Source organism: Pseudomonas sp. GL-RE-26 (genome assembly GCF_019956275.1).
GTDB lineage: Bacteria > Pseudomonadota > Gammaproteobacteria > Pseudomonadales > Pseudomonadaceae > Aquipseudomonas > Aquipseudomonas grandcourensis.
Genome location: NZ_JAHBDI010000084.1, coordinates 117,796 through 136,732, shown reverse-complemented (window position 1 = coordinate 136,732; position 18,937 = coordinate 117,796). Strand labels below are relative to the sequence as shown.

At 60.6% G+C, this 18,937-nt stretch carries 17 protein-coding genes; 10 read left to right on the top strand and 7 right to left on the bottom strand.

The window, feature by feature from the left end:
- The first annotated feature begins 59 nt into the window (after nucleotides 1–59).
- Nucleotides 60–1,397, top strand: coding sequence for a histidinol dehydrogenase (gene hisD / locus KGB07_RS29215; protein WP_046040064.1), 1,338 nt, complete (start codon nucleotides 60–62; stop codon nucleotides 1,395–1,397).
- Between the two features lie 2 nt (nucleotides 1,398–1,399).
- Nucleotides 1,400–2,452, top strand: coding sequence for a histidinol-phosphate transaminase (hisC, locus tag KGB07_RS29210; RefSeq protein ID WP_046040066.1), 1,053 nt, complete (start codon nucleotides 1,400–1,402; stop codon nucleotides 2,450–2,452).
- Between the two features lie 61 nt (nucleotides 2,453–2,513).
- On the opposite strand, the gene algW is transcribed toward hisC, so the two are convergent.
- On the bottom strand, nucleotides 2,514–3,674 hold the full coding sequence (gene algW, locus KGB07_RS29205; protein ID WP_046040068.1) for a Do family serine endopeptidase AlgW: 1,161 nt from the start codon (nucleotides 3,672–3,674) through the stop codon (nucleotides 2,514–2,516).
- A 103-nt stretch (nucleotides 3,675–3,777) separates the two neighbouring features.
- On the opposite strand from algW, the gene KGB07_RS29200 reads away from it, so the two are divergent.
- The 4 genes from KGB07_RS29200 (at nucleotide 3,778) to cysN (ending at nucleotide 8,056) form a co-directional block, all read left to right on the top strand.
- Complete coding sequence (locus KGB07_RS29200) at nucleotides 3,778–4,536, top strand: Nif3-like dinuclear metal center hexameric protein (protein WP_046040070.1); 759 nt, start codon at nucleotides 3,778–3,780, stop codon at nucleotides 4,534–4,536.
- Nucleotides 4,537–4,787: 251 nt separating this feature from the next.
- Nucleotides 4,788–5,705, top strand: coding sequence for a sulfate adenylyltransferase subunit CysD (cysD, locus tag KGB07_RS29195; protein ID WP_008046199.1), 918 nt, complete (start codon nucleotides 4,788–4,790; stop codon nucleotides 5,703–5,705).
- A 57-nt stretch (nucleotides 5,706–5,762) separates the two neighbouring features.
- Nucleotides 5,763–6,104, top strand: a complete 342-nt coding sequence (locus tag KGB07_RS29190) for a four helix bundle protein (protein WP_046040072.1) — start codon at nucleotides 5,763–5,765, stop codon at nucleotides 6,102–6,104.
- A 53-nt stretch (nucleotides 6,105–6,157) separates the two neighbouring features.
- Nucleotides 6,158–8,056 carry a sulfate adenylyltransferase subunit CysN gene (gene cysN, locus KGB07_RS29185; RefSeq protein ID WP_046040073.1) on the top strand — a complete coding sequence of 633 codons (1,899 nt, stop codon included), beginning with the start codon at nucleotides 6,158–6,160 and terminating at the stop codon, nucleotides 8,054–8,056.
- 217 nt (nucleotides 8,057–8,273) lie between these two features.
- Here cysN and KGB07_RS29180 read toward each other — a convergent pair whose 3' ends face one another.
- Genes KGB07_RS29180 through KGB07_RS29170 form a run of 3 tightly spaced genes read right to left on the bottom strand, consistent with a single transcriptional unit; the run spans nucleotide 8,274 to nucleotide 11,666 of the window.
- The gene (locus KGB07_RS29180) at nucleotides 8,274–9,179 is read right to left on the bottom strand and encodes an acyltransferase (RefSeq protein WP_223467486.1); all 906 of its coding nucleotides are present in this window, start codon (nucleotides 9,177–9,179) and stop codon (nucleotides 8,274–8,276) included.
- Nucleotides 9,180–11,279, bottom strand: a complete 2,100-nt coding sequence (gene pta, locus KGB07_RS29175) for a phosphate acetyltransferase (protein ID WP_223467484.1) — start codon at nucleotides 11,277–11,279, stop codon at nucleotides 9,180–9,182.
- 60 nt (nucleotides 11,280–11,339) lie between these two features.
- Complete coding sequence (locus KGB07_RS29170; protein WP_116260359.1) at nucleotides 11,340–11,666, bottom strand: DUF3565 domain-containing protein; 327 nt, start codon at nucleotides 11,664–11,666, stop codon at nucleotides 11,340–11,342.
- Between KGB07_RS29170 and KGB07_RS29165 the strand changes: the two genes are divergently transcribed.
- The 3 genes from KGB07_RS29165 (at nucleotide 11,635) to KGB07_RS29155 (ending at nucleotide 14,056) form a co-directional block, all read left to right on the top strand.
- Nucleotides 11,635–12,120, top strand: a complete 486-nt coding sequence (locus KGB07_RS29165) for a peptidylprolyl isomerase (protein ID WP_007901600.1) — start codon at nucleotides 11,635–11,637, stop codon at nucleotides 12,118–12,120. The genes KGB07_RS29170 and KGB07_RS29165 overlap by 32 nt on opposite strands.
- A gap of 122 nt (nucleotides 12,121–12,242) precedes the next feature.
- Entirely contained in the window at nucleotides 12,243–12,725 is a 483-nt protein-coding gene (locus tag KGB07_RS29160) for a glutathione peroxidase (RefSeq protein WP_046040079.1), read from the top strand.
- Nucleotides 12,726–12,952: 227 nt separating this feature from the next.
- Nucleotides 12,953–14,056 carry an NADH:flavin oxidoreductase gene (locus KGB07_RS29155; protein WP_223467482.1) on the top strand — a complete coding sequence of 368 codons (1,104 nt, stop codon included), beginning with the start codon at nucleotides 12,953–12,955 and terminating at the stop codon, nucleotides 14,054–14,056.
- A 64-nt stretch (nucleotides 14,057–14,120) separates the two neighbouring features.
- Here KGB07_RS29155 and KGB07_RS29150 read toward each other — a convergent pair whose 3' ends face one another.
- Both KGB07_RS29150 and cysZ read right to left on the bottom strand, forming a co-directional pair.
- Entirely contained in the window at nucleotides 14,121–15,320 is a 1,200-nt protein-coding gene (locus KGB07_RS29150; RefSeq protein WP_223467480.1) for a glycosyltransferase family 4 protein, read from the bottom strand.
- A 36-nt stretch (nucleotides 15,321–15,356) separates the two neighbouring features.
- Complete coding sequence (gene cysZ / locus KGB07_RS29145) at nucleotides 15,357–16,109, bottom strand: sulfate transporter CysZ (protein ID WP_223467478.1); 753 nt, start codon at nucleotides 16,107–16,109, stop codon at nucleotides 15,357–15,359.
- A gap of 315 nt (nucleotides 16,110–16,424) precedes the next feature.
- On the opposite strand from cysZ, the gene trxB reads away from it, so the two are divergent.
- Complete coding sequence (gene trxB / locus KGB07_RS29140; protein ID WP_218429324.1) at nucleotides 16,425–17,381, top strand: thioredoxin-disulfide reductase; 957 nt, start codon at nucleotides 16,425–16,427, stop codon at nucleotides 17,379–17,381.
- 173 nt (nucleotides 17,382–17,554) lie between these two features.
- On the opposite strand, the gene KGB07_RS29135 is transcribed toward trxB, so the two are convergent.
- Nucleotides 17,555–18,805: an aspartate aminotransferase family protein gene (locus KGB07_RS29135; protein WP_223467477.1), complete on the bottom strand. Its 1,251-nt coding sequence runs from the start codon at nucleotides 18,803–18,805 to the stop codon at nucleotides 17,555–17,557.
- Nucleotides 18,806–18,937 lie beyond the last annotated feature (132 nt).

Sequence of the window (18,937 nt, the reverse complement as noted above, 5' to 3'; positions counted from 1 at the left end):
CGGAAACGACTGCTAAGTTAGGGCGCCTGAGTTTTTGCCATTCCTATGAGGCTCTCGCTATGACCGCACCGACTGCAATTCGCCGACTCAACGCTGCTGACCCGGATTTCGCGCATCATCTGGATCATCTGCTGAGCTGGGAAAGTGTGTCTGACGACTCGGTCAATCAGCGGGTGCTGGACATCATCAAGGCCGTGCGTGAGCGTGGCGACGCGGCACTGGTGGACTTTACCCGCCAGTTCGACGGTCTGGACGTGAAGTCCATGGCCGACCTGATCCTGCCGCGCGAGCGTCTGGAACTGGCGCTCACCCGCATCTCCGTGCCTCAGCGTGAAGCCCTGGAAGTCGCTGCGGCTCGTGTGCGCAGCTACCACGAAAAACAGAAGCAGGATTCCTGGAGCTACACCGAGGCCGACGGCACCGTGCTGGGCCAGAAAGTCACGCCGCTGGATCGCGCCGGTCTATATGTGCCAGGCGGCAAGGCATCGTACCCGTCGTCGGTATTGATGAACGCGATTCCGGCCAAGGTCGCCGGCGTCACCGAAGTGGTCATGGTGGTACCGACCCCGCGGGGTGAAATCAACGAGCTGGTGCTGGCCGCTGCTTGCATCGCCGGTGTCGACCGCGTGTTCACCATCGGTGGCGCTCAAGCCGTTGCTGCGTTGGCTTACGGCACCGAAAGCGTGCCGAAGGTCGACAAGGTCGTCGGTCCGGGCAACATTTATGTCGCCACCGCCAAGCGCCACGTGTTTGGCCAGGTCGGTATCGACATGATCGCCGGTCCCTCCGAGATCCTCGTGGTGTGCGACGGCCAGACCGATCCGGACTGGATCGCCATGGACCTGTTCTCCCAGGCCGAGCACGACGAAGACGCCCAGGCGATTCTTGTCAGCCCCGACGCCGAGTTCCTCGACAAGGTCGCCGCCAGCATCGCCAAGCTGATGCCGACCATGGAGCGCGCCGCGATCATCGAAACCTCGATCAATGGCCGTGGTGCACTGATCAAGGTTCGCGACATGGAGCAAGCCATCGAAGTGGCCAACCGCATCGCGCCGGAGCACCTCGAATTGTCCGTTGCCGATCCACAGGCCTGGCTGCCGAAAATCCGCCACGCCGGCGCGATCTTCATGGGGCGTCACACTTCCGAAGCCCTGGGCGACTACTGCGCAGGTCCTAACCACGTATTGCCGACTTCCGGTACTGCGCGCTTCTCTTCGCCGCTGGGTGTGTACGACTTCCAGAAGCGTTCGTCGATCATCTTCTGCTCTGAGCAGGGCGCGTCCGTACTGGGCAAGACCGCTTCCGTGCTGGCCCGTGGCGAGTCGCTGACCGCCCACGCTCGCAGTGCCGAATATCGCATCGTTGACGAGCTCTTTAATGAAGAGCAGGGGGAGTGAGCATGAGTAAATTCTGGAGCCCGTTCGTCAAGAATCTGGTGCCTTACGTGCCGGGCGAACAGCCGAAACTGGCGAAACTGGTGAAGCTCAACACCAACGAAAACCCGTACGGTCCATCGCCGAAAGCCTTGGCTGCGATGCAAACCGAACTCAATGACAATCTGCGCCTGTACCCGGACCCGAACAGCGACCTGCTCAAGCAAGCCGTTGCCAGGTACTACGGCGTACAGAGCAATCAGGTGTTCCTCGGCAACGGTTCCGATGAAGTGCTGGCGCACATCTTCCACGGTTTGCTGCAGCACGATCAGCCGCTGCTGTTCCCGGACATCAGCTACAGCTTTTACCCGGTCTACTGCGGGTTGTACGGCATCACCTTCGACGCGGTGCCGCTGGACGAGCAATTCCAGATCAACCCGGCGGACTACGCCAAACCGAACGGCGGGATCATCTTCCCTAACCCGAACGCACCGACCGGCTGCCTGTTGGCGCTGGAGGCGGTGGAGCAGATTCTCAAGGCCAGCCCGGATTCGGTGGTGGTGGTCGACGAGGCCTACATCGACTTCGGCGGCGAGACGGCAATCACCCTGGTGGACCGCTATCCGAACCTGCTGGTGACCCAGACCCTGTCCAAGTCCCGTTCCCTGGCCGGTCTGCGGGTAGGCCTGGCGGTGGGGCATCCGGACCTGATCGAGGCGCTGGAGCGGATCAAGAACAGCTTCAACTCCTATCCGCTGGATCGTATGGCGAATGTCGGCGCTGCCGCAGCGTTCGACGATCGCGAGTATTTCGACAAGACCTGCGCGTTGGTGATCGAGAATCGCGAGAAGGTCGTTGCACAGCTAAAGGAGAAGGGTTTTGAAGTGCTGCCATCGGCGGCGAACTTCATTTTCGCCCGTCACCCCCAGCACGATGCGGCGGGGCTTGCGGCGAAGTTGCGCGAGCAAGGCGTGATCGTCCGGCACTTCAAGCAGGAGCGGATCGCCCAGTTCCTGCGGATCTCCATCGGCACGCCAGAGCAGAATCAGGCGCTGATCGACGGCCTCGGCGACCTGTAAACCACCGCTGCCCCCTGTAGGCGCGAGCAAGCTCGCTCCTACAAGGGTTTGTATTAGCCGCTTACTCTTCTTCTTTATCCTTGACCGGAGCCGGCGGTGGGCGCAGGCCGACTTCCGCCGTCAGTTTGAGCTCCTTGCCGTTGCGCATCACCTGGATCGCGACCTTGTCGGTCGGCTTGATCCGCGCCACCTGATTCATCGAGCGACGGCCATCACCGGCCGGTTCGCCATCGATGGAAAGAATCACATCACCCAGTTGCAGGCCGGCCTTCTGTGCCGGACCATCGCGGAAAATCCCCGCCACGACAATGCCAGGGCGTCCGGACAAACCGAACGACTCGGCCAGTTCCTGGGTCAGCGGCTGCACTTCGATACCCAGCCAGCCACGAATCACCTGGCCGTGCTCGATGATCGACTTCATCACTTCCATCGCCAGCTTCACCGGGATCGCGAAACCAATGCCCTGGGAGCCCCCGGACTTGGAAAAGATTGCCGTGTTGATGCCGGTCAGGTTGCCGATGGCATCCACCAGCGCACCACCTGAGTTGCCGGGGTTGATCGCCGCATCGGTCTGGATGAAGTCTTCGTAGTTGTTCAGGCCCAGTTGGTTGCGCCCGGTGGCGCTGATGATGCCCATGGTCACAGTCTGGCCGACGCCGAACGGGTTGCCGATGGCCAATGCAACGTCGCCGATGCGGATGTTGTCGGAACGCCCCACGGTGATCGATGGCAGGTTTTTCAGGTCGATTTTCAGAACCGCGAGGTCAGTCTCCGGGTCGCTGCCGATCACCCGTGCCAGGGTTTCCCGGCCGTCCTTGAGGGCCACCACGATCTGGTCGGCACCGCTGGTCACGTGGTTGTTGGTCAGGATGTAGCCTTCCGGGCTCATGATCACGCCGGAACCGAGGCTCGACTCCATACGTTTCTGCTTGGGCGAATTATCGCCGAAGAAGCGACGGAACTGCGGATCTTCGAACAACGGATGGTTGGGTTTGTTGATGACTTTGGTGGTGTACAGGTTCACCACCGACGGCGCCGCGGTGGATACCGCTTCGGCATAAGACACCGGGCCCTGCTGCATGCTGGTGGTTTGCGGCGCTTGTTGCAGATTGACGTCGAGGCTCGGGAGCCCGACCCACTGCGGGTAACGCTGGATTATCAAAAGAGCGACAAGCACGCCGGCCAACAGCGGCCAGCCGGAAAAACGCAGCGCCTTGAGCATTAAGCAGTTCCTGAGAGAGTTGCAGGCGGTATGAGACCGCTCATAATGACGCGCATTATACGAGGCCGCACGCGCCTCTGAACGGGATATTTAGGAGTCTTTTATGGCCGTCGCCCTGTGCACCCTGGTCGAAGAAGCCGACCGCTACCTCAACAGCGCCAGAATCGCTGATTACTGCCCCAACGGCCTGCAGGTCGAGGGGCGGCCGCAAGTGATGCGCATTGTCAGCGGCGTCACCGCCAGCCAGGCCTTGCTCGATGCGGCCGTGGAAGCCAATGCCGACCTGGTGTTGGTGCATCACGGCTACTTCTGGAAAGGCGAGAACCCGTGCATCACCGGCATGAAGCAGCGCCGCTTGAAGACCCTGCTCAAGCACGATATCAGCCTGTTGTCCTATCACCTGCCGCTGGACCTGCACCCGGACGTCGGCAATAACGTGCAGCTCGCACGGCAGCTCGACATCACCGTCGAAGGCCCACTGGACCCGGACAACCTGAAGATTGTCGGCCTGGTTGGCTCGCTGAATGAGCCGATGATGCCCCGGGATTTCGCTCGCCGCGTCCAGGAAGTGATGGGGCGTGAGCCGCTGTTGATCGAAGGCAATGCCATGATCCGCCGCGTCGGCTGGTGCACCGGTGGTGGCCAGGGTTACATCGATCAAGCCATTCTGGCAGGCGTCGATCTGTACCTCAGCGGCGAGGCCTCCGAGCAAACCTTCCACAGCGCCCGGGAAAACGACATCAGCTTCATCGCCGCCGGTCACCATGCGACCGAGCGCTACGGCGTTCAGGCGCTGGGGGATTATCTGGCCCGTCGGTTTGCGCTGGAGCACATCTTCATCGATTGCCCGAATCCGATTTGAGAACGCCATACATTTCCTGTGGGAGCGAGCTTGTTCGCGATAGCGGTGTAACACTTGATGTAAATGTCGAATGTGAGTCCGTCATCGCGAGCAAACTCGCTCCCACAGGGGGCTGGGGTGCCCAAACAGGCAGGCATATTCATATGCTCTTTCGATCTAGTTAGCGTCCTGATTAGAAGAGGTCGCTGTGCTAGGATCCCCGCTCGAACACGGCCCGCTGGCCGTTCATAAGAAAGCTTTCGTGAGTAGCCATGGTCGACAAACTGACGCATCTGAAACAGCTGGAGGCGGAAAGCATCCACATCATCCGCGAGGTGGCCGCCGAGTTCGATAACCCGGTGATGCTGTACTCCATCGGTAAAGACTCCGCCGTGATGCTGCATCTGGCACGCAAGGCGTTCTTCCCGGGCAAGCTGCCGTTTCCGGTGATGCATGTCGACACTCGCTGGAAATTCAAGGAGATGTACAGCTTCCGCGACAAGATGGTCGCCGAGCTGGGCCTCGACCTGATCACCCACGTCAACCCGGACGGCGTGGCGCAGGACATCAACCCGTTCACCCACGGCAGCGCCAAGCACACCGACATCATGAAGACCGAGGGCCTCAAGCAGGCACTCGACAAGTATGGTTTCGACGCAGCATTCGGCGGCGCCCGTCGCGATGAAGAGAAATCCCGCGCGAAAGAGCGTGTGTACTCGTTCCGCGACAGCAAGCACCGCTGGGATCCGAAAAACCAGCGTCCCGAGCTGTGGAACGTCTACAACGGCAAGGTCAACAAGGGCGAGTCGATCCGCGTCTTCCCGCTGTCGAACTGGACCGAGCTGGACATCTGGCAGTACATCTACCTTGAAGGCATCCCGATCGTTCCGCTGTACTTCGCCGCCGAGCGTGAAGTCATCGAGAAGAACGGCACGCTGATCATGATCGACGACGAGCGCATCCTCGAGCACCTGAGCGATGAAGACAAAGCGCGCATCGTCAAAAAGAAAGTGCGTTTCCGTACCCTTGGTTGCTACCCGTTGACGGGCGCGGTGGAGTCCGAGGCCGAAAGCCTCACGGACATCATTCAGGAAATGCTCCTGACGCGAACTTCCGAGCGCCAGGGCCGTGTCATCGACCACGATGGCGCCGGCTCGATGGAAGACAAAAAACGTCAGGGTTATTTCTAAGAAGCAGTTGCAAGCTTCAAGCGGCAAGCTGCAAGCGAATCAAAAGCGGGTTTCGAAATGGATTTCGAGAAACTGATTGTTTGGCAAAGAGCCAAAGCATTGGCAGTCAACCTCTACAAGGAACTGGCTGAGTGCAGTGATCTGGCCTTTAGAAGTCAGATCACTCGTTCAGGGCTTTCGATTCCCAGCAATATTGCCGAGGGAATGGAACGTTTCACTGCAGAAGAAAAATGTCGGTTTCTGTCGATAGCTAAGGCCTCCTGCGGGGAGCTGCGGACACAGATAATCATTGGCAGTGAAATTGGTTACATCAGAGAACCGTTGGCGGCACTTTGGATTTCAGAATCTCGCGAGCTTTCAAAAATGCTTAGCGGGTTGATCAATAAAATTTCTGACTAGCTGTACGCCGACAAGCTTGCCGCTTGAAGCTTACAGCTTGGAGCTTGAATGCAATGAGCCACCAATCTGATTTGATCAGCGAGGACATCCTCGCCTACCTGGGCCAGCACGAACGTAAAGAGCTGCTGCGCTTTCTGACCTGCGGTAACGTCGACGACGGCAAGAGCACCCTGATCGGGCGCCTGCTGCACGACTCCAAGATGATCTACGAAGATCACCTGGAAGCCATTACCCGCGACTCGAAAAAAGTCGGCACCACCGGTGAAGACATCGACCTGGCATTGCTGGTCGACGGCCTGCAGGCCGAGCGTGAGCAAGGCATCACCATCGATGTCGCGTACCGCTATTTCTCCACCGCCAAGCGCAAATTCATCATCGCCGACACCCCGGGCCATGAGCAGTACACCCGCAACATGGCCACCGGTGCCTCCACCTGTGACCTGGCGATCATCCTGGTCGACGCCCGTTACGGTGTGCAGACCCAGACTCGTCGCCACAGCTTCATCGCCTCGCTGCTGGGCATCAAGCACATCGTTGTTGCCATCAACAAGATGGACCTCAAGGACTTCGACCAGGGCGTGTTCGAGTCGATCAAGGCCGACTACCTGCAGTTCGCTGAAGGCCTGAAGCTCAAGCCGACCAGCATGCACTTCGTGCCGATGTCGGCTTTGAAGGGCGACAACGTGGTGAACAAGTCCGAGCGTTCGCCGTGGTACACCGGCCAGTCGCTGATGGAAATCCTCGAGACCGTGGAAGTGGCGGGCGATCGCAACTTCACCGACCTGCGTTTCCCGGTGCAGTACGTCAACCGTCCGAACCTGAACTTCCGTGGCTTCGCCGGTACGCTGGCCAGCGGCATCGTCAAGAAAGGCGACGAAGTCGTCGTGCTGCCGTCGGGCAAGAGCAGCCGGGTGAAGTCCATCGTCACCTTCGAAGGTGAACTGGAGCACGCGGGTCCTGGTCAGGCAGTCACGCTGACCATGGAAGACGAAATCGACATCTCCCGTGGCGATCTGTTGGTTCACGCCGACAACGTGCCGCCGGTGACCGACAGCTTCGAAGCGATGCTGGTATGGATGGCTGAAGAGCCGATGCTGCCGGGCAAGAAATACGACATCAAACGCGCCACCAGTTACGTGCCGGGCTCCATCGCCAGCATCGTCAACAAGGTCGACGTGAACACCCTGGAAGAGGGGCCGGCCAGCGCGTTGCAGCTGAACGAAATCGGCAAGGTCAAGATCGCGCTCGATGCGCCGATTGCCCTCGACGGTTACGACAGCAACCGCACCACCGGCGCCTTCATCATCATCGACCGCTTGACCAACGGCACCGTTGGCGCGGGCATGATCGTCGCCCAGCCTTTGGCCCATGGCACCAGCACGCACCACGGCAAACTGGCTCACGTCGCCACCGAAGAACGCGCACAGCGCTTCGGCCAGCAACCGGCCACCGTGTTGTTCAGCGGCTTGTCGGGCGCGGGCAAAAGCACCCTGGCGTATGCGGTTGAACGCAAGTTGTTCGACCTGGGTCGCGCGGTGTTCGTACTCGATGGCCAGAACCTGCGTCACGATCTGAACAAAGGTCTGCCACAGGATCGCGCCGGGCGTACCGAGAACTGGCGTCGTGCCGCCCACGTCGCGCGTCAGTTCAACGAGGCCGGTCTGCTGACCCTCGCTGCGTTCGTTGCCCCGAATGCCGAAGGCCGTGAACAAGCCCGGGAACTGATCGGCAAGGAGCGTCTGCTGACGGTCTACGTCCAGGCTTCGCCGACGGTCTGCGCCGAGCGTGATCCGCAAGGTTTGTACGCGGCGGCCGGGGATAACATCCCGGGCGAGTCCTTCCCGTACGACGTGCCGCTGGATGCCGACCTGGTGATCGACACCCAGTCCGTGTCGCTGGAGGAAAGCGTCAAGCAAGTGCTGGGTCTGCTGCGTGAGCGTGGGGCGATCTAAGGCAATAGCAGCGACAAGCTTCTAGCTTCAAGCTGCAAGGAAAAGCCCGCAGACAAGTGATTGTCTGCGGGCTTTTTTGTGTCTGTTCCGACGCTTTCGCGGGCAAGTCGGATCGCCGCACCGCCGCTCCCACAGTTTTTGGGTTGTTCATGCCATTTGTATACGACGCGAATCCTGTGGGAGCGGGCTTGCCCGCGAAGAGGCCGGTACAGGCACCTCAAGACTTCGCTGGATACTCGCGATGCATCTGTTCCAGCAACGCATCCTTGTCCTGCCACAACTGGTTGATCCAGCCCTGAAACTGCAGGCGGTATTCGCCGTCCTGGTCGTAGTTCTTGCCAATGAACTGCGGCGGAATCTTCAGCTCTTCAAGGTGCACCACGACGTCCGCAACGTTCCCGCACAACAAATCCAAAAAACCAGGACGCCCGGCTGGGTAGTGGATGGTCACGTTGACCAGGGATTCAAGCTGCTCGCCCATCGCATCCAGCACAAAGGCAATGCCGCCGGCCTTGGGCTTGAGCAGGTACTTGAAGGGTGACTGTTGTTGCTTGTGCTTGCCCTCGGTGAAGCGTGTGCCTTCGACGAAGTTGAAAATACCCACCGGGTTGTCGCGGAATTTCGCACAGGTCTTGCGGGTGGTTTCCAGGTCCTTGCCTTTCTTCTCCGGGTGCTTCTCCAGATAGGCCTTGGAGTAGCGTTTCATGAATGGAAAGCCCAGTGCCCACCAGGCCAGACCGATCACCGGGACCCAGATCAGCTCCTGCTTGAGAAAGAACTTCAGCGGTTGAATGCGCCGGTTGAGCACATATTGCAGTACCAAGATGTCGACCCAGCTCTGGTGGTTGCTGGTGATCAGGTACGAGTGCTGATAGTCGAGACCTTGCAGGCCGCTGATGTGCCAGCGCGTGCGGCGCACCAGGTTCATCCAGCCTTTGTTGAGGCTGATCCAGGCTTCGTGGGTATGACTCATCAGCCAGCCCGCGAGGCGCTGGGTGAGGGCGAACGGCAGTACCTTGACGAGCGCCACGCAGAACAGGAACGAGCAGAGAAGAATCGTGTTCAGTGCCAACAGCAGCGAGGCGATCACGCCCCGCAGCGGAGCAGGTAGGAAGTCCAGCATTTACACATCCATAGGTCGGTTGGCAGCTTGAATCGCGGTCAACGCGATGGTGTAGACGATGTCATCGACCTGCGCGCCGCGCGGTAAATCATTCACCGGTTTGCGCAAGCCTTGCAGCATCGGCCCGAGGCTGACGCAGTCGGCGCTGCGCTGTACGGCCTTGTGCGTGGTGTTGCCGGTGTTGAGGTCGGGGAACACGTACACCGTGGCACGACCGGCCACCTGACTGTTCGGCGCCAATTGCCGGGCCACGCTTTCGTTGGCGGCGGCGTCGTACTGCAAGGGGCCGTCGATCAGCAGCGAGTGCTGTTGTTCATGGGCGAGCAGGGTCGCCTCGCGGACCTTCTCGACTTCTTCGCCGCTGGCCGACTCGCCGCTGGAGTAGCTGATCATCGCCACCCGTGGCGTGATGCCGAAGGCGGAGGCCGAATCAGCGCTTTGCAGGGCGATCTCGGCCAGTTCGCTGGCACTCGGGTGCGGGTTCATCACGCAGTCGCCGTAGACGAGCACCTCTTCCGGGAACAGCATGAAGAACACCGACGACACCAGGGTGCAGCCCGGCGCGGTTTTAATCAGCTGCAGGGCCGGGCGGATGGTGTTGGCGGTGGTGTTGATCACGCCCGACACGAGGCCGTCGACTTCATCCAGGGCCAGCATCATGGTGCCGATCACCACGGTGTCTTCCAGTTGTTGCTCGGCCATCGGCGCGTTAAGGCTTTTGCTTTTGCGCAGCGCGACCATGGGCTCGACATAGCGCTCGCGGATCAAGTCCGGATCGATGATTTCCAGGCCCGGTGGCAACTCGATGCCCTGGGCGCGGGCGACGGCTTGCACGTCCTCGGGCTTGGCCAGCAACACACAGCGAGCGATGCCCCGGGCCTGGCAGATCGCGGCGGCCTGCACGGTCAGCGGCTCGCTGCCTTCGGGCAGGACGATGCGCTTGTTGGCCGCCTGGGCGCGCTGGATCAATTGATAGCGGAAAACCGCTGGCGACAGGCGCATCTCCCGTGGCGTGCCGCAGCGCTGATGCAACCAGTTGGCATCGAGATGACCGGCGATGAAATCGGTGATGATTTCTGCGCGCTCGCGGTCGTCGATGGGGATTTCCTTGTTCAGGCCATTGAGCAGGTTGGCGGTGTCATAGGAGCCGGTGCTCACCGACAGCACCGGCAACCCGGCCTGCAGGGCGCCGCGGCACAGGTCCATGATGCGTGGGTCGGGCAGGGTGTCGCTGGTCAGCAGCAGGCCGGCCAGCGGCACGCCGTTCAAAGCCGCGAGGCTGACGGCGAGGATGATGTCGTCGCGGTCGCCGGGGGTCACCACCAGCACGCCGGGCTTGAGCAGCTCCACGGTGTTGCGCATGGTGCGGGCGCAAATGATGATTTTGGTCATGCGCCGGGTTTCGTAATCACCGGCGTTGAGCACTTGCGCGCCCATCAGGTCGGCGACGTCGCGGGTGCGCGGGGCGTTCAGTTCCGGCTGGAACGGAATGCATCCGAGCAAGCGGAAATCACCGCTGCGCAGCAACGGCGAATGTTCCTTCAGGCGCGTTGCGAAGGCCTCCATGCTTTCCTCGGTCTTGACCTTGTTGAGGATCACACCGAGGACTTTCGGGTCTTTCGGGCCGCCGAACAATTGCGCCTGCAATTCGACGCGGCCGGAGAGTTCGGTCAGCACTTCGTTTTCCGGCGCCGAGACCAGGATCACCTCGGCGTCGAGGCTCTTGGCCAGGTGCAGGTTGACCCGCGCGGCGTAACTGGCGCTGCGGGTCGGCACCATGCCTTCGACGATCAGCACGTCCTTGCCGATGGCCGCCTGCTGATAAAGGGCGATGATTTCTTCGAGCAGCTCATCGAGCTGACCATCGCCGAGCATACGCTCGACATGGGCCAGGCCCAGGGGCTTGGGCGGTTTCAAACCGTGGGTACGCGCCACCAGCTCGGTGGAACGTTCCGGGCCCGTGTCGCCTGGATGCGGCTGGGCAATCGGTTTGAAGAAACCGACCTTGAGCCCGGCCCGCTCAAGGGTACGCACCAGCCCGAGGCTGATGGAGGTCAGACCCACACCAAAATCGGTGGGCGCGATAAAAAAAGTTTGCATGCGGATTCTCTAAAGGTGCATGGCAATGGTGAAAGCCTATATCTGGCCAACTACCGAAATTCAGTCGCCAAGGTTATCGCTAACCGAGCCTTGTGCGCACCAACCGCAGGCAAAGGGTTGGCCTATTTTTTCCTGGCGCTGCGCAGGGTCCATGACCCAAGCGCGGGATTGCCAGGGCGGCTGGTGCCGCAGGTGCTGGGTGTGGCCGCAGGAAAGCTCGGCCACCCAGTGTCCGTCCTCGTCCTGGTGGAAGCCTGTGATCGTCGAATCCCGTCTGTCCGGGTTGTGTTCGCTTTCGGACGATTGCTTCGCTAAACTTGGCCTTTCAATCTTCTTATGCAAAAGGTCTCGCCCCATGCTGATCGCCGCCAATAAGGCTGTCTCCATCGACTATACCCTGACCAACGACGCTGGTGAGGTCATCGACAGCTCCGCCGGCGGCGCGCCGCTGGTCTACCTGCAAGGCGCAGGCAACATCATCCCGGGCCTGGAAAAGGCTCTGGAAGGCAAGGCTGTCGGCGACGAGCTGACTGTAGCCGTAGAACCTGAAGACGCTTACGGCGAATACGCTGCTGAACTGGTCAGCACCCTGAGCCGCAGCATGTTCGAAGGCGTCGACGAACTGGAAGTGGGCATGCAGTTCCACGCTTCCGCTCCGGACGGCCAGATGCAGATCGTGACCATCCGTGATCTGGACGGCGACGACGTTACCGTTGACGGCAACCACCCGTTGGCTGGTCAACGCCTGAATTTCCAGGTCAAGATCATCGACATCCGTGACGCCAGCCAGGAAGAAATCGCTCATGGCCACGTCCATGGCGAAGGTGGCCATCACCACTGATTTCTGCGCTAAGCTCAGATAACTGGAGAGGCGCCCTGTGGGCGCCTTTTTAGTCTGCGGCCGTCCCTGACGACACCGCCAAGTGGCTGTTTCGAGAAGAACACGGGAATCTGGAGTACGCCATGAGTGCTTTTCACGACCTTAAATTGACAGCCCTGGATGGACAGGAGCTACCTCTGGCGCCTTTCAAAGGCCAAGTCGTATTGGTGGTCAACGTCGCCTCCAAATGCGGCCTGACCCCGCAGTACGCGGCGCTGGAAAACCTCTACCAGCAATTCAAGGCCAAGGGCTTCAGCGTCCTGGGCTTGCCGTGCAACCAGTTTGCGGGGCAGGAACCGGGCACCGAACAAGAGATCAAGGATTTCTGCAGCCTCAACTATGGCGTGACCTTTCCGTTGTCCAGCAAGCTGGAAGTCAACGGGCATGACCGTCATCAGTTGTACCGCTTGCTGGCGGGCGAGGGCGCGGAATTTCCCGGCGACATCACCTGGAACTTCGAGAAGTTCCTGCTGGGCAAGGACGGCCGTGTACTGGCTCGGTTCTCGCCACGCACGGCACCGGATGATCCGACCATCGTTCATGCGATTGAAAAAGCGCTGAGCTGATTCCCCCCTGTAGGAGCGAGCCTGCTCGCGATGAACCTGAGAGCGCCGCGGTGTGTCTGGCTTGCTACGTTATCGTTGACGAACATCGCGAGCAGTCGAGCGTCGACCGGCTGCTCCTACAGTACTCCTGCCTTTTGACCCTTAATCACGCTGATCAATAATGCTGTTCAAGGCGTCAGACTCTCCATATTATCGCCGTCATAAAATTACTTCCCGTGGAGCGTCCCATGCCCGTCAAAGCCCTGTTCAAACCGTTCCACCTCGGCACCCTCGAACTGCCGACCCGCGTTGTCATGGCGCCGATGACCCGTTCCTTTTCCCCGGGCGGCGTGCCTAATTCCAAAGTGATCGAATACTACCGTCGTCGCGCCGCTGCGGGCGTTGGCCTGATCATCACCGAAGGCACCACCGTCGGTCACAAGGCATCCAACGGCTATCCGAACGTTCCGCATTTCTACGGTGAAGCGGCCCTGGCCGGCTGGAAGAAAGTCGTCGACGCCGTTCACGCCGAAGGCGGCAAGATCGTTCCGCAGCTGTGGCACGTGGGCAGCGTGCGCCGTATCGGCACCGAGCCGGACGCCAGCGTGCCGGGTTATGGCCCGTCAGAAAAAGTGAAGGAAGGTCAGGTCGTGGTGCACGGCATGACCAGACAAGACATCCAGGACGTGATCGCCGCATTCGCCCAGGCCGCCAAGGATGCCCAGAGCATCGGCATGGACGGCGTGGAAATTCACGGCGCCCACGGTTACCTGGTGGACCAGTTCTTCTGGGAAGGCAGCAACCAGCGTACCGACGAATACGGCGGCAGCCTGGCCAATCGTTCGCGCTTCGCCATTGAATTGATTCAGGCCGTGCGTGCCGCGGTCGGTGAAGGTTTCCCGATCATCTTCCGTTTCTCCCAGTGGAAGCAGCAGGACTACACCGCACGTCTGGTGCAAACCCCGGAAGCCTTGGGCGAGTTCCTCAAGCCGTTGGCCGACGCGGGCGTGGATATTTTCCACTGCTCGACCCGCCGCTTCTGGGAGCCGGAGTTCGATGGTTCCGAGTTGAACCTGGCCGGCTGGACCCGCCAACTCACCGGCAAGCCAACCATCACCGTGGGCAGCGTCGGCCTGGATGGCGAGTTCCTGCAGTTCATGGTTAATACCGACAAGGTCGCGCAGCCCGCCAGCCTGGAGAGACTGCTGGAGCGCTTGAACAACGATGAGTTCGACCTGGTGGCGGTCGGTCGTGCCTTGCTGGTGGACCCGGACTGGGCGCAAAAAGTGCGCGACGGCCGTGAGGAAGACATTCTGCCGTTCAGCCGTGAGGCGTTGATGACGCTGGTTTAAGCGGCGTCTGCATCGACGCCATCGCCGGCTTGCCGGCGATGGCAATCTCAATGACACCAAGGATTCAAGGTACGGTGGGTGCATTCGGCACCACCATCTCCCCGGCACACGCCCCGCGCAACTGTCCCTCGAACTGTTCGATGATCGTCGCCCAGCCCTGGCGACTTGCATGCTGGCGCGCATTGAGCCGCACATTGCGCAAGGCTTCCCTTTCCTCCAGCAGCCATGCCGCTGCATCGCAAAACGCTTCTTCATCCCCCGGCATCGCCAGCACGCCGTTGTAGCCATGACGAATATGCTGGGCGGCTGCCGCCTGGTCGTAGGCCACCACGCCAAGCCCCGAAGCGAGTGCTTCAAGCACCACATTGCCGAAGGTTTCAGTCAGGCTCGGAAACAGAAACACGTCGCCCGAGGCATAGTGACAGGCCAGGGCTTCACCCCGTTGCGCGCCGCAGAAAATCGCCTCGGGCATTTCGTTTTCCAGTTCCTGGCGCTGCGGGCCATCGCCGACCACGATCAGTTTCAGCGTGCGCTGGGGATAACTCGCCTTGAGGGTATTGAAAGTGCGTTTGAGCAGGCCAAGGTTTTTTTCCGGGGCCAGGCGCCCGACATGAATGACGGCGATGTCTACCTCGGCCAGTCCCCATTGCTCGCGCAGGGCATTCAAGCGTTTGGTCGGGTGAAACAATTCGCTGTCGACCCCACGGGACAGCAACGCCAGCCGCTCGAAATGACGTCGCTCCAGTTCCAGGCGCTGGCTGACGCTGGGCACCAGGGTCATGGTCGAACGATTGTGGAACCAGCGCAGGTAGTGAGTCAGCAGGCGCGTGAGCAAACCAAGCCCGTACTGGTTGGAGTACTGCTGGAAATTGGTGTGGAAACCGCTGACCACGGAAATTCCCAGTCGCCGTGCCGCACGCAACGCAGAGAGGCCCAGCGGGCCCTCGGTGGCGATGTAGAGCACATCCGGGCGGTGACGCGTCCAGCGCCGCAGCAGTTTGTGCATCGACGACTGACCCCATTGCAGGCCGGGATAGCCCGGCAGTGGCCAGCCGCGGCACAGCAGCAATTCATCGTCGCTGCCCAACTGCTGGTCGCAGCCCTGACGCGGTCGCACCAGCTCCACTTGATGCCCGCGTGCGCGCAATCCATCGCACAAGCGACCCAGGGTATTGGCCACGCCGTTGATTTCCGGTGGGAAGGTTTCGGTGATCAGGGTGATATGCAGAGCTGTCGTCATGACCCCAGTGTCGGCTGGGGCCATGTCGTCAGTGTGACGTCAGGATGATGGATTTGTGACTTAGCGCTGGGTCACCAGGTTTTCCGCCCCACGTTCACGCACCCAAAACAACGTCGCGCCAGCCACGGCCGCCGGCATCATCAGGATGTTGACCACCGGGATCAGCAGCACCAGGTACACGCTGCCGCCGAAGCTCATGCTCTGCCAGCGCTTCTGTCGCAGCCAGGCGAGCATTTCGTTCCAGCCCAGCTTGTGGTTGTCCGCCGGGTAGTCGATGTACTGGATTGCCATCATCCACACCCCGAACAACAGCCACAGCGGCGCGGCGATGATGTTCACCACCGGGATGAACGAGAGGATGAACAGCCCGATTGCCCGGGGCAGAAAGTAGCCGAGCTTGCGCATTTCCCGGGCCAGGGTGCGCGGGATCATCGCAATCAGCTCGCCCCAGCTGAAGGCCGGGAAGTCATCGGTGCCGCGCACCACCACTTCGACTTTTTCCGCGAGGAAGCCATTGAACGGCGCGGCAATGACGTTGGCGAGCATGGTGAAGGTGAAGAACACCATCAGCACGACGAGCACCACGAACAGCGGCCAGAGGATGTAGCTGAGAAAACCCAGCCAGTCGGGCAGGGACGGCATCAAGGTGTCGACCCACAGGCTGAATTGATGGCCGGCCAGGTAGATCAATCCGACGAACAGCACCAGGTTGATTGCCAGCGGCAACAGCACAAACAAACGCAGGCTGGGGCTCAGCACCAGCTTGAGGCCTTCGCGCAGGTATTGCGGGCCGGACAGAACAGGGGCGGGCATAAGAGGCTCCGTGCAGAGGGAAAACGCGCCGACCTTACCGGCTTTGCTTCACAGGCGAAAGCGCGATGGTGGTATCGACATTCACTGTAACAAAGACGTCGATATCATCGGCGAGATGGCATAGAGACCACCTATGAGCTGGATTGTTAAACCGTATTTCCTTAATCTTCGCCCCCTCGATACGCTGCACCCAATCTTTTTACAGGACGGTCGGGTTCAAGCCTTCCCCAAGTGCTTTCAACCGTTCTTTTTTATTCCAGCCGGCAATCCGGCGTTCCGAGCCAGGTATTCCGGGCCGGTCAACAGGAGCAGGTCATGTCTGAAGTCCGTCATTCGCGAGTGATTATTCTCGGTTCCGGCCCTGCCGGTTACAGCGCCGCGGTCTATGCCGCCCGTGCCAACCTCAAGCCACTGCTGATCACTGGCATGCAGGCCGGCGGTCAACTGACCACCACCACCGAAGTCGACAACTGGCCGGGCGACGTCCACGGCCTGACCGGCCCGGCGCTGATGGAGCGGATGCGCGAGCACGCCGAGCGCTTTGAAACCGAGATCGTTTTCGATCACATCAATGCCGTGGACTTCGCTGCCAAGCCTTACACCCTGACCGGCGATAGCGCGACTTACACCTGCGACGCACTGATCATCGCCACCGGCGCCAGCGCTCGTTACCTGGGCCTGCCATCGGAAGAAACCTTCATGGGCAAAGGCGTTTCGGCCTGCGCGACCTGCGACGGTTTCTTCTACCGCAACAAGCCTGTGGCTGTGGTCGGCGGCGGCAACACCGCTGTTGAAGAAGCCCTGTACCTGGCCAACATCGCCAGCAAGGTCACCCTGATCCACCGTCGCGAGACCTTCCGCGCCGAGAAGATCCTGATCGACAAGCTGAATGCCCGTGTTGCCGAAGGCAAGATCGAGCTGAAGCTGAACGCGACCCTGGACGAAGTGCTGGGTGACAACATGGGCGTGACCGGTGCCCGCCTGAAGAACAACGACGGCAGCTTCGACGAAGTAAAAGTCGACGGCGTGTTCATCGCCATCGGCCACACCCCGAACACTTCGCTGTTCGAAGGCCAACTGACCCTGAAAGACGGTTATCTGGTTGTGCAGGGCGGCCGTGACGGCAACGCCACTGCGACCAACCTCGAAGGTATCTTCGCCGCCGGTGACGTGGCTGATCACGTGTACCGTCAGGCCATCACCTCCGCTGGCGCCGGTTGCATGGCGGCACTGGATGCCGAGCGTTACCTCGACGATCTGCAGAACGCTTGATTCTGCTTTCGTCGAAATGAAAAAACCGGCTTCGGCCGGTTTTTTTGTGCCTTCGAAAAATGCGATGACCTTGTAGGAGCGAGCCTGCTCGCGATTGCGGTGATTCAGTCGACATCAATCTTGAATGAAAAATCGCCATCGCGAGCAGGCTCGCTCCCACAGGGATTGTGCGTTCAAATCAGTTTTGCCAGGCACGCCTCAAGGATATCCAGGCCTTCCTCCAGTACCGCAGCCTCGATGGTCAACGGCGTCAGCAAGCGAATGATGTGCCGCGATTTTCCGCTGGGCATCAGTAGCAGGCCCGCATCCCGCGCCAGAGCCAGCAGTTGGGTCAATTGTGCCGGTGCGGGCGAGCCATCGGCGTTGATCAACTCGATACCCCGCATGGCGCCGACGCCGGTCAGGCGTCCCAGGTATGGCGTCAGGTTGTTCGCGCGCCAGGTTGCATGGCGGCCGACAATCGCTTCTTCCTGTTGGGTGCCCCAGGCATGCAGGTTGGCATCGGTCATTTCGTCCAGGGTTGCCAGTGCCGCTGCGCAGGCGATGGGGTTGCCGGAGTAAGTGCCACCGAGTCCGCCCTTGGGCAAGTTGTCCAGCAGCGACTTGCGCCCGACCACCGCACCCAGCGGCACACCGCCGGCGATGCTTTTGCCGAGCAGGATCAGGTCCGGCTCGATGCCCAGTCGCGAGAACGCGAAGCGCTGGCCGGTACGGCCGAAACCGGACTGGATTTCATCGGCAATCAGCACAATGCCCTTGTCGTCGCAGAACTTGCGCAGCGCCTGGGCGAACTCGACCTCCATGGCCAGGAAGCCCGCTTCGCCCTGCACCGGTTCGACGATAAAACAGGCGACGTCTTCGACATCAATCTCGACGCTGAACAGGCGCTCCATGGCTTTGAGGGCCTCGGCACAGGTGACGCCGTTGTCCTGGCTAGGGAAGGGCAGGTGAAACACCGGCCCCGGCAGCACGCCGACTTTCTGTTTGTACGGCGCGACTTTGCCATTGAGGTTGAGGGTGGCCAGTGTGCGACCGTGGAAAGCGCCGTCGAAGGCGATGACCGCGCTACGGCCGGTGGCGCCACGGACGATCTTCAGGGCGTTTTCCGCCGCTTCCGCGCCGCTGTTGGTGAGCATGCCGCTGACCGGGTAATCCACCGGGATGAACGTGCTCAGGCGATCCATCAGCTCGAGGTAAGGCACATGGGGAGCAGCGTTGAACGCGTAGTGGGTCAGTCGGGTGGCTTGTTCGCGAATGGCCTCGACGATGCGCGGATGGCAATGGCCGAGGTTGAGTACGCCGATGCCACCGACGAAGTCGATGTAGCGTTTTCCATCGGTGTCCCAGACCTCGGCGTTTTTGCCGTGGCTGAGCGTGACAGGGTGAACGATGTTGATCGACTGGCTGATGGTTTCGCTGCGCATGAATGACCGGCTCGGAAGAAGGAGGGCTTCTTTTTATCTAAGCCGTGAGCGGCGCTACGGGGCAAACGAAATAAAGTTGCCGGGTCAATCTTAAAAGTCGGGTTGTGTTTCTGATCAGTTCCGCGCCGTGAA

Coding starts and splice junctions, on each gene's coding strand:
- KGB07_RS29200 (WP_046040070.1), top strand. CDS start 3,778: ATGGCCGTCGCCCTGTGCACCCTGGTCGAAGAAGCCGACCGCTACCTC.
- KGB07_RS29165 (WP_007901600.1), top strand. CDS start 11,635: ATGCTGATCGCCGCCAATAAGGCTGTCTCCATCGACTATACCCTGACC.
- KGB07_RS29170 (WP_116260359.1), bottom strand. CDS start 11,666: ATGGAGACAGCCTTATTGGCGGCGATCAGCATGGGGCGAGACCTTTTG.
- algW (WP_046040068.1), bottom strand. CDS start 3,674: ATGCTCAAGGCGCTGCGTTTTTCCGGCTGGCCGCTGTTGGCCGGCGTG.
- hisC (WP_046040066.1), top strand. CDS start 1,400: ATGAGTAAATTCTGGAGCCCGTTCGTCAAGAATCTGGTGCCTTACGTG.
- KGB07_RS29135 (WP_223467477.1), bottom strand. CDS start 18,805: ATGCGCAGCGAAACCATCAGCCAGTCGATCAACATCGTTCACCCTGTC.
- KGB07_RS29190 (WP_046040072.1), top strand. CDS start 5,763: ATGGATTTCGAGAAACTGATTGTTTGGCAAAGAGCCAAAGCATTGGCA.
- KGB07_RS29155 (WP_223467482.1), top strand. CDS start 12,953: ATGCCCGTCAAAGCCCTGTTCAAACCGTTCCACCTCGGCACCCTCGAA.
- cysZ (WP_223467478.1), bottom strand. CDS start 16,109: ATGCCCGCCCCTGTTCTGTCCGGCCCGCAATACCTGCGCGAAGGCCTC.
- trxB (WP_218429324.1), top strand. CDS start 16,425: ATGTCTGAAGTCCGTCATTCGCGAGTGATTATTCTCGGTTCCGGCCCT.
- cysD (WP_008046199.1), top strand. CDS start 4,788: ATGGTCGACAAACTGACGCATCTGAAACAGCTGGAGGCGGAAAGCATC.
- KGB07_RS29180 (WP_223467486.1), bottom strand. CDS start 9,179: ATGCTGGACTTCCTACCTGCTCCGCTGCGGGGCGTGATCGCCTCGCTG.
- hisD (WP_046040064.1), top strand. CDS start 60: ATGACCGCACCGACTGCAATTCGCCGACTCAACGCTGCTGACCCGGAT.
- KGB07_RS29160 (WP_046040079.1), top strand. CDS start 12,243: ATGAGTGCTTTTCACGACCTTAAATTGACAGCCCTGGATGGACAGGAG.
- pta (WP_223467484.1), bottom strand. CDS start 11,279: ATGCAAACTTTTTTTATCGCGCCCACCGATTTTGGTGTGGGTCTGACC.
- KGB07_RS29150 (WP_223467480.1), bottom strand. CDS start 15,320: ATGGCCCCAGCCGACACTGGGGTCATGACGACAGCTCTGCATATCACC.
- cysN (WP_046040073.1), top strand. CDS start 6,158: ATGAGCCACCAATCTGATTTGATCAGCGAGGACATCCTCGCCTACCTG.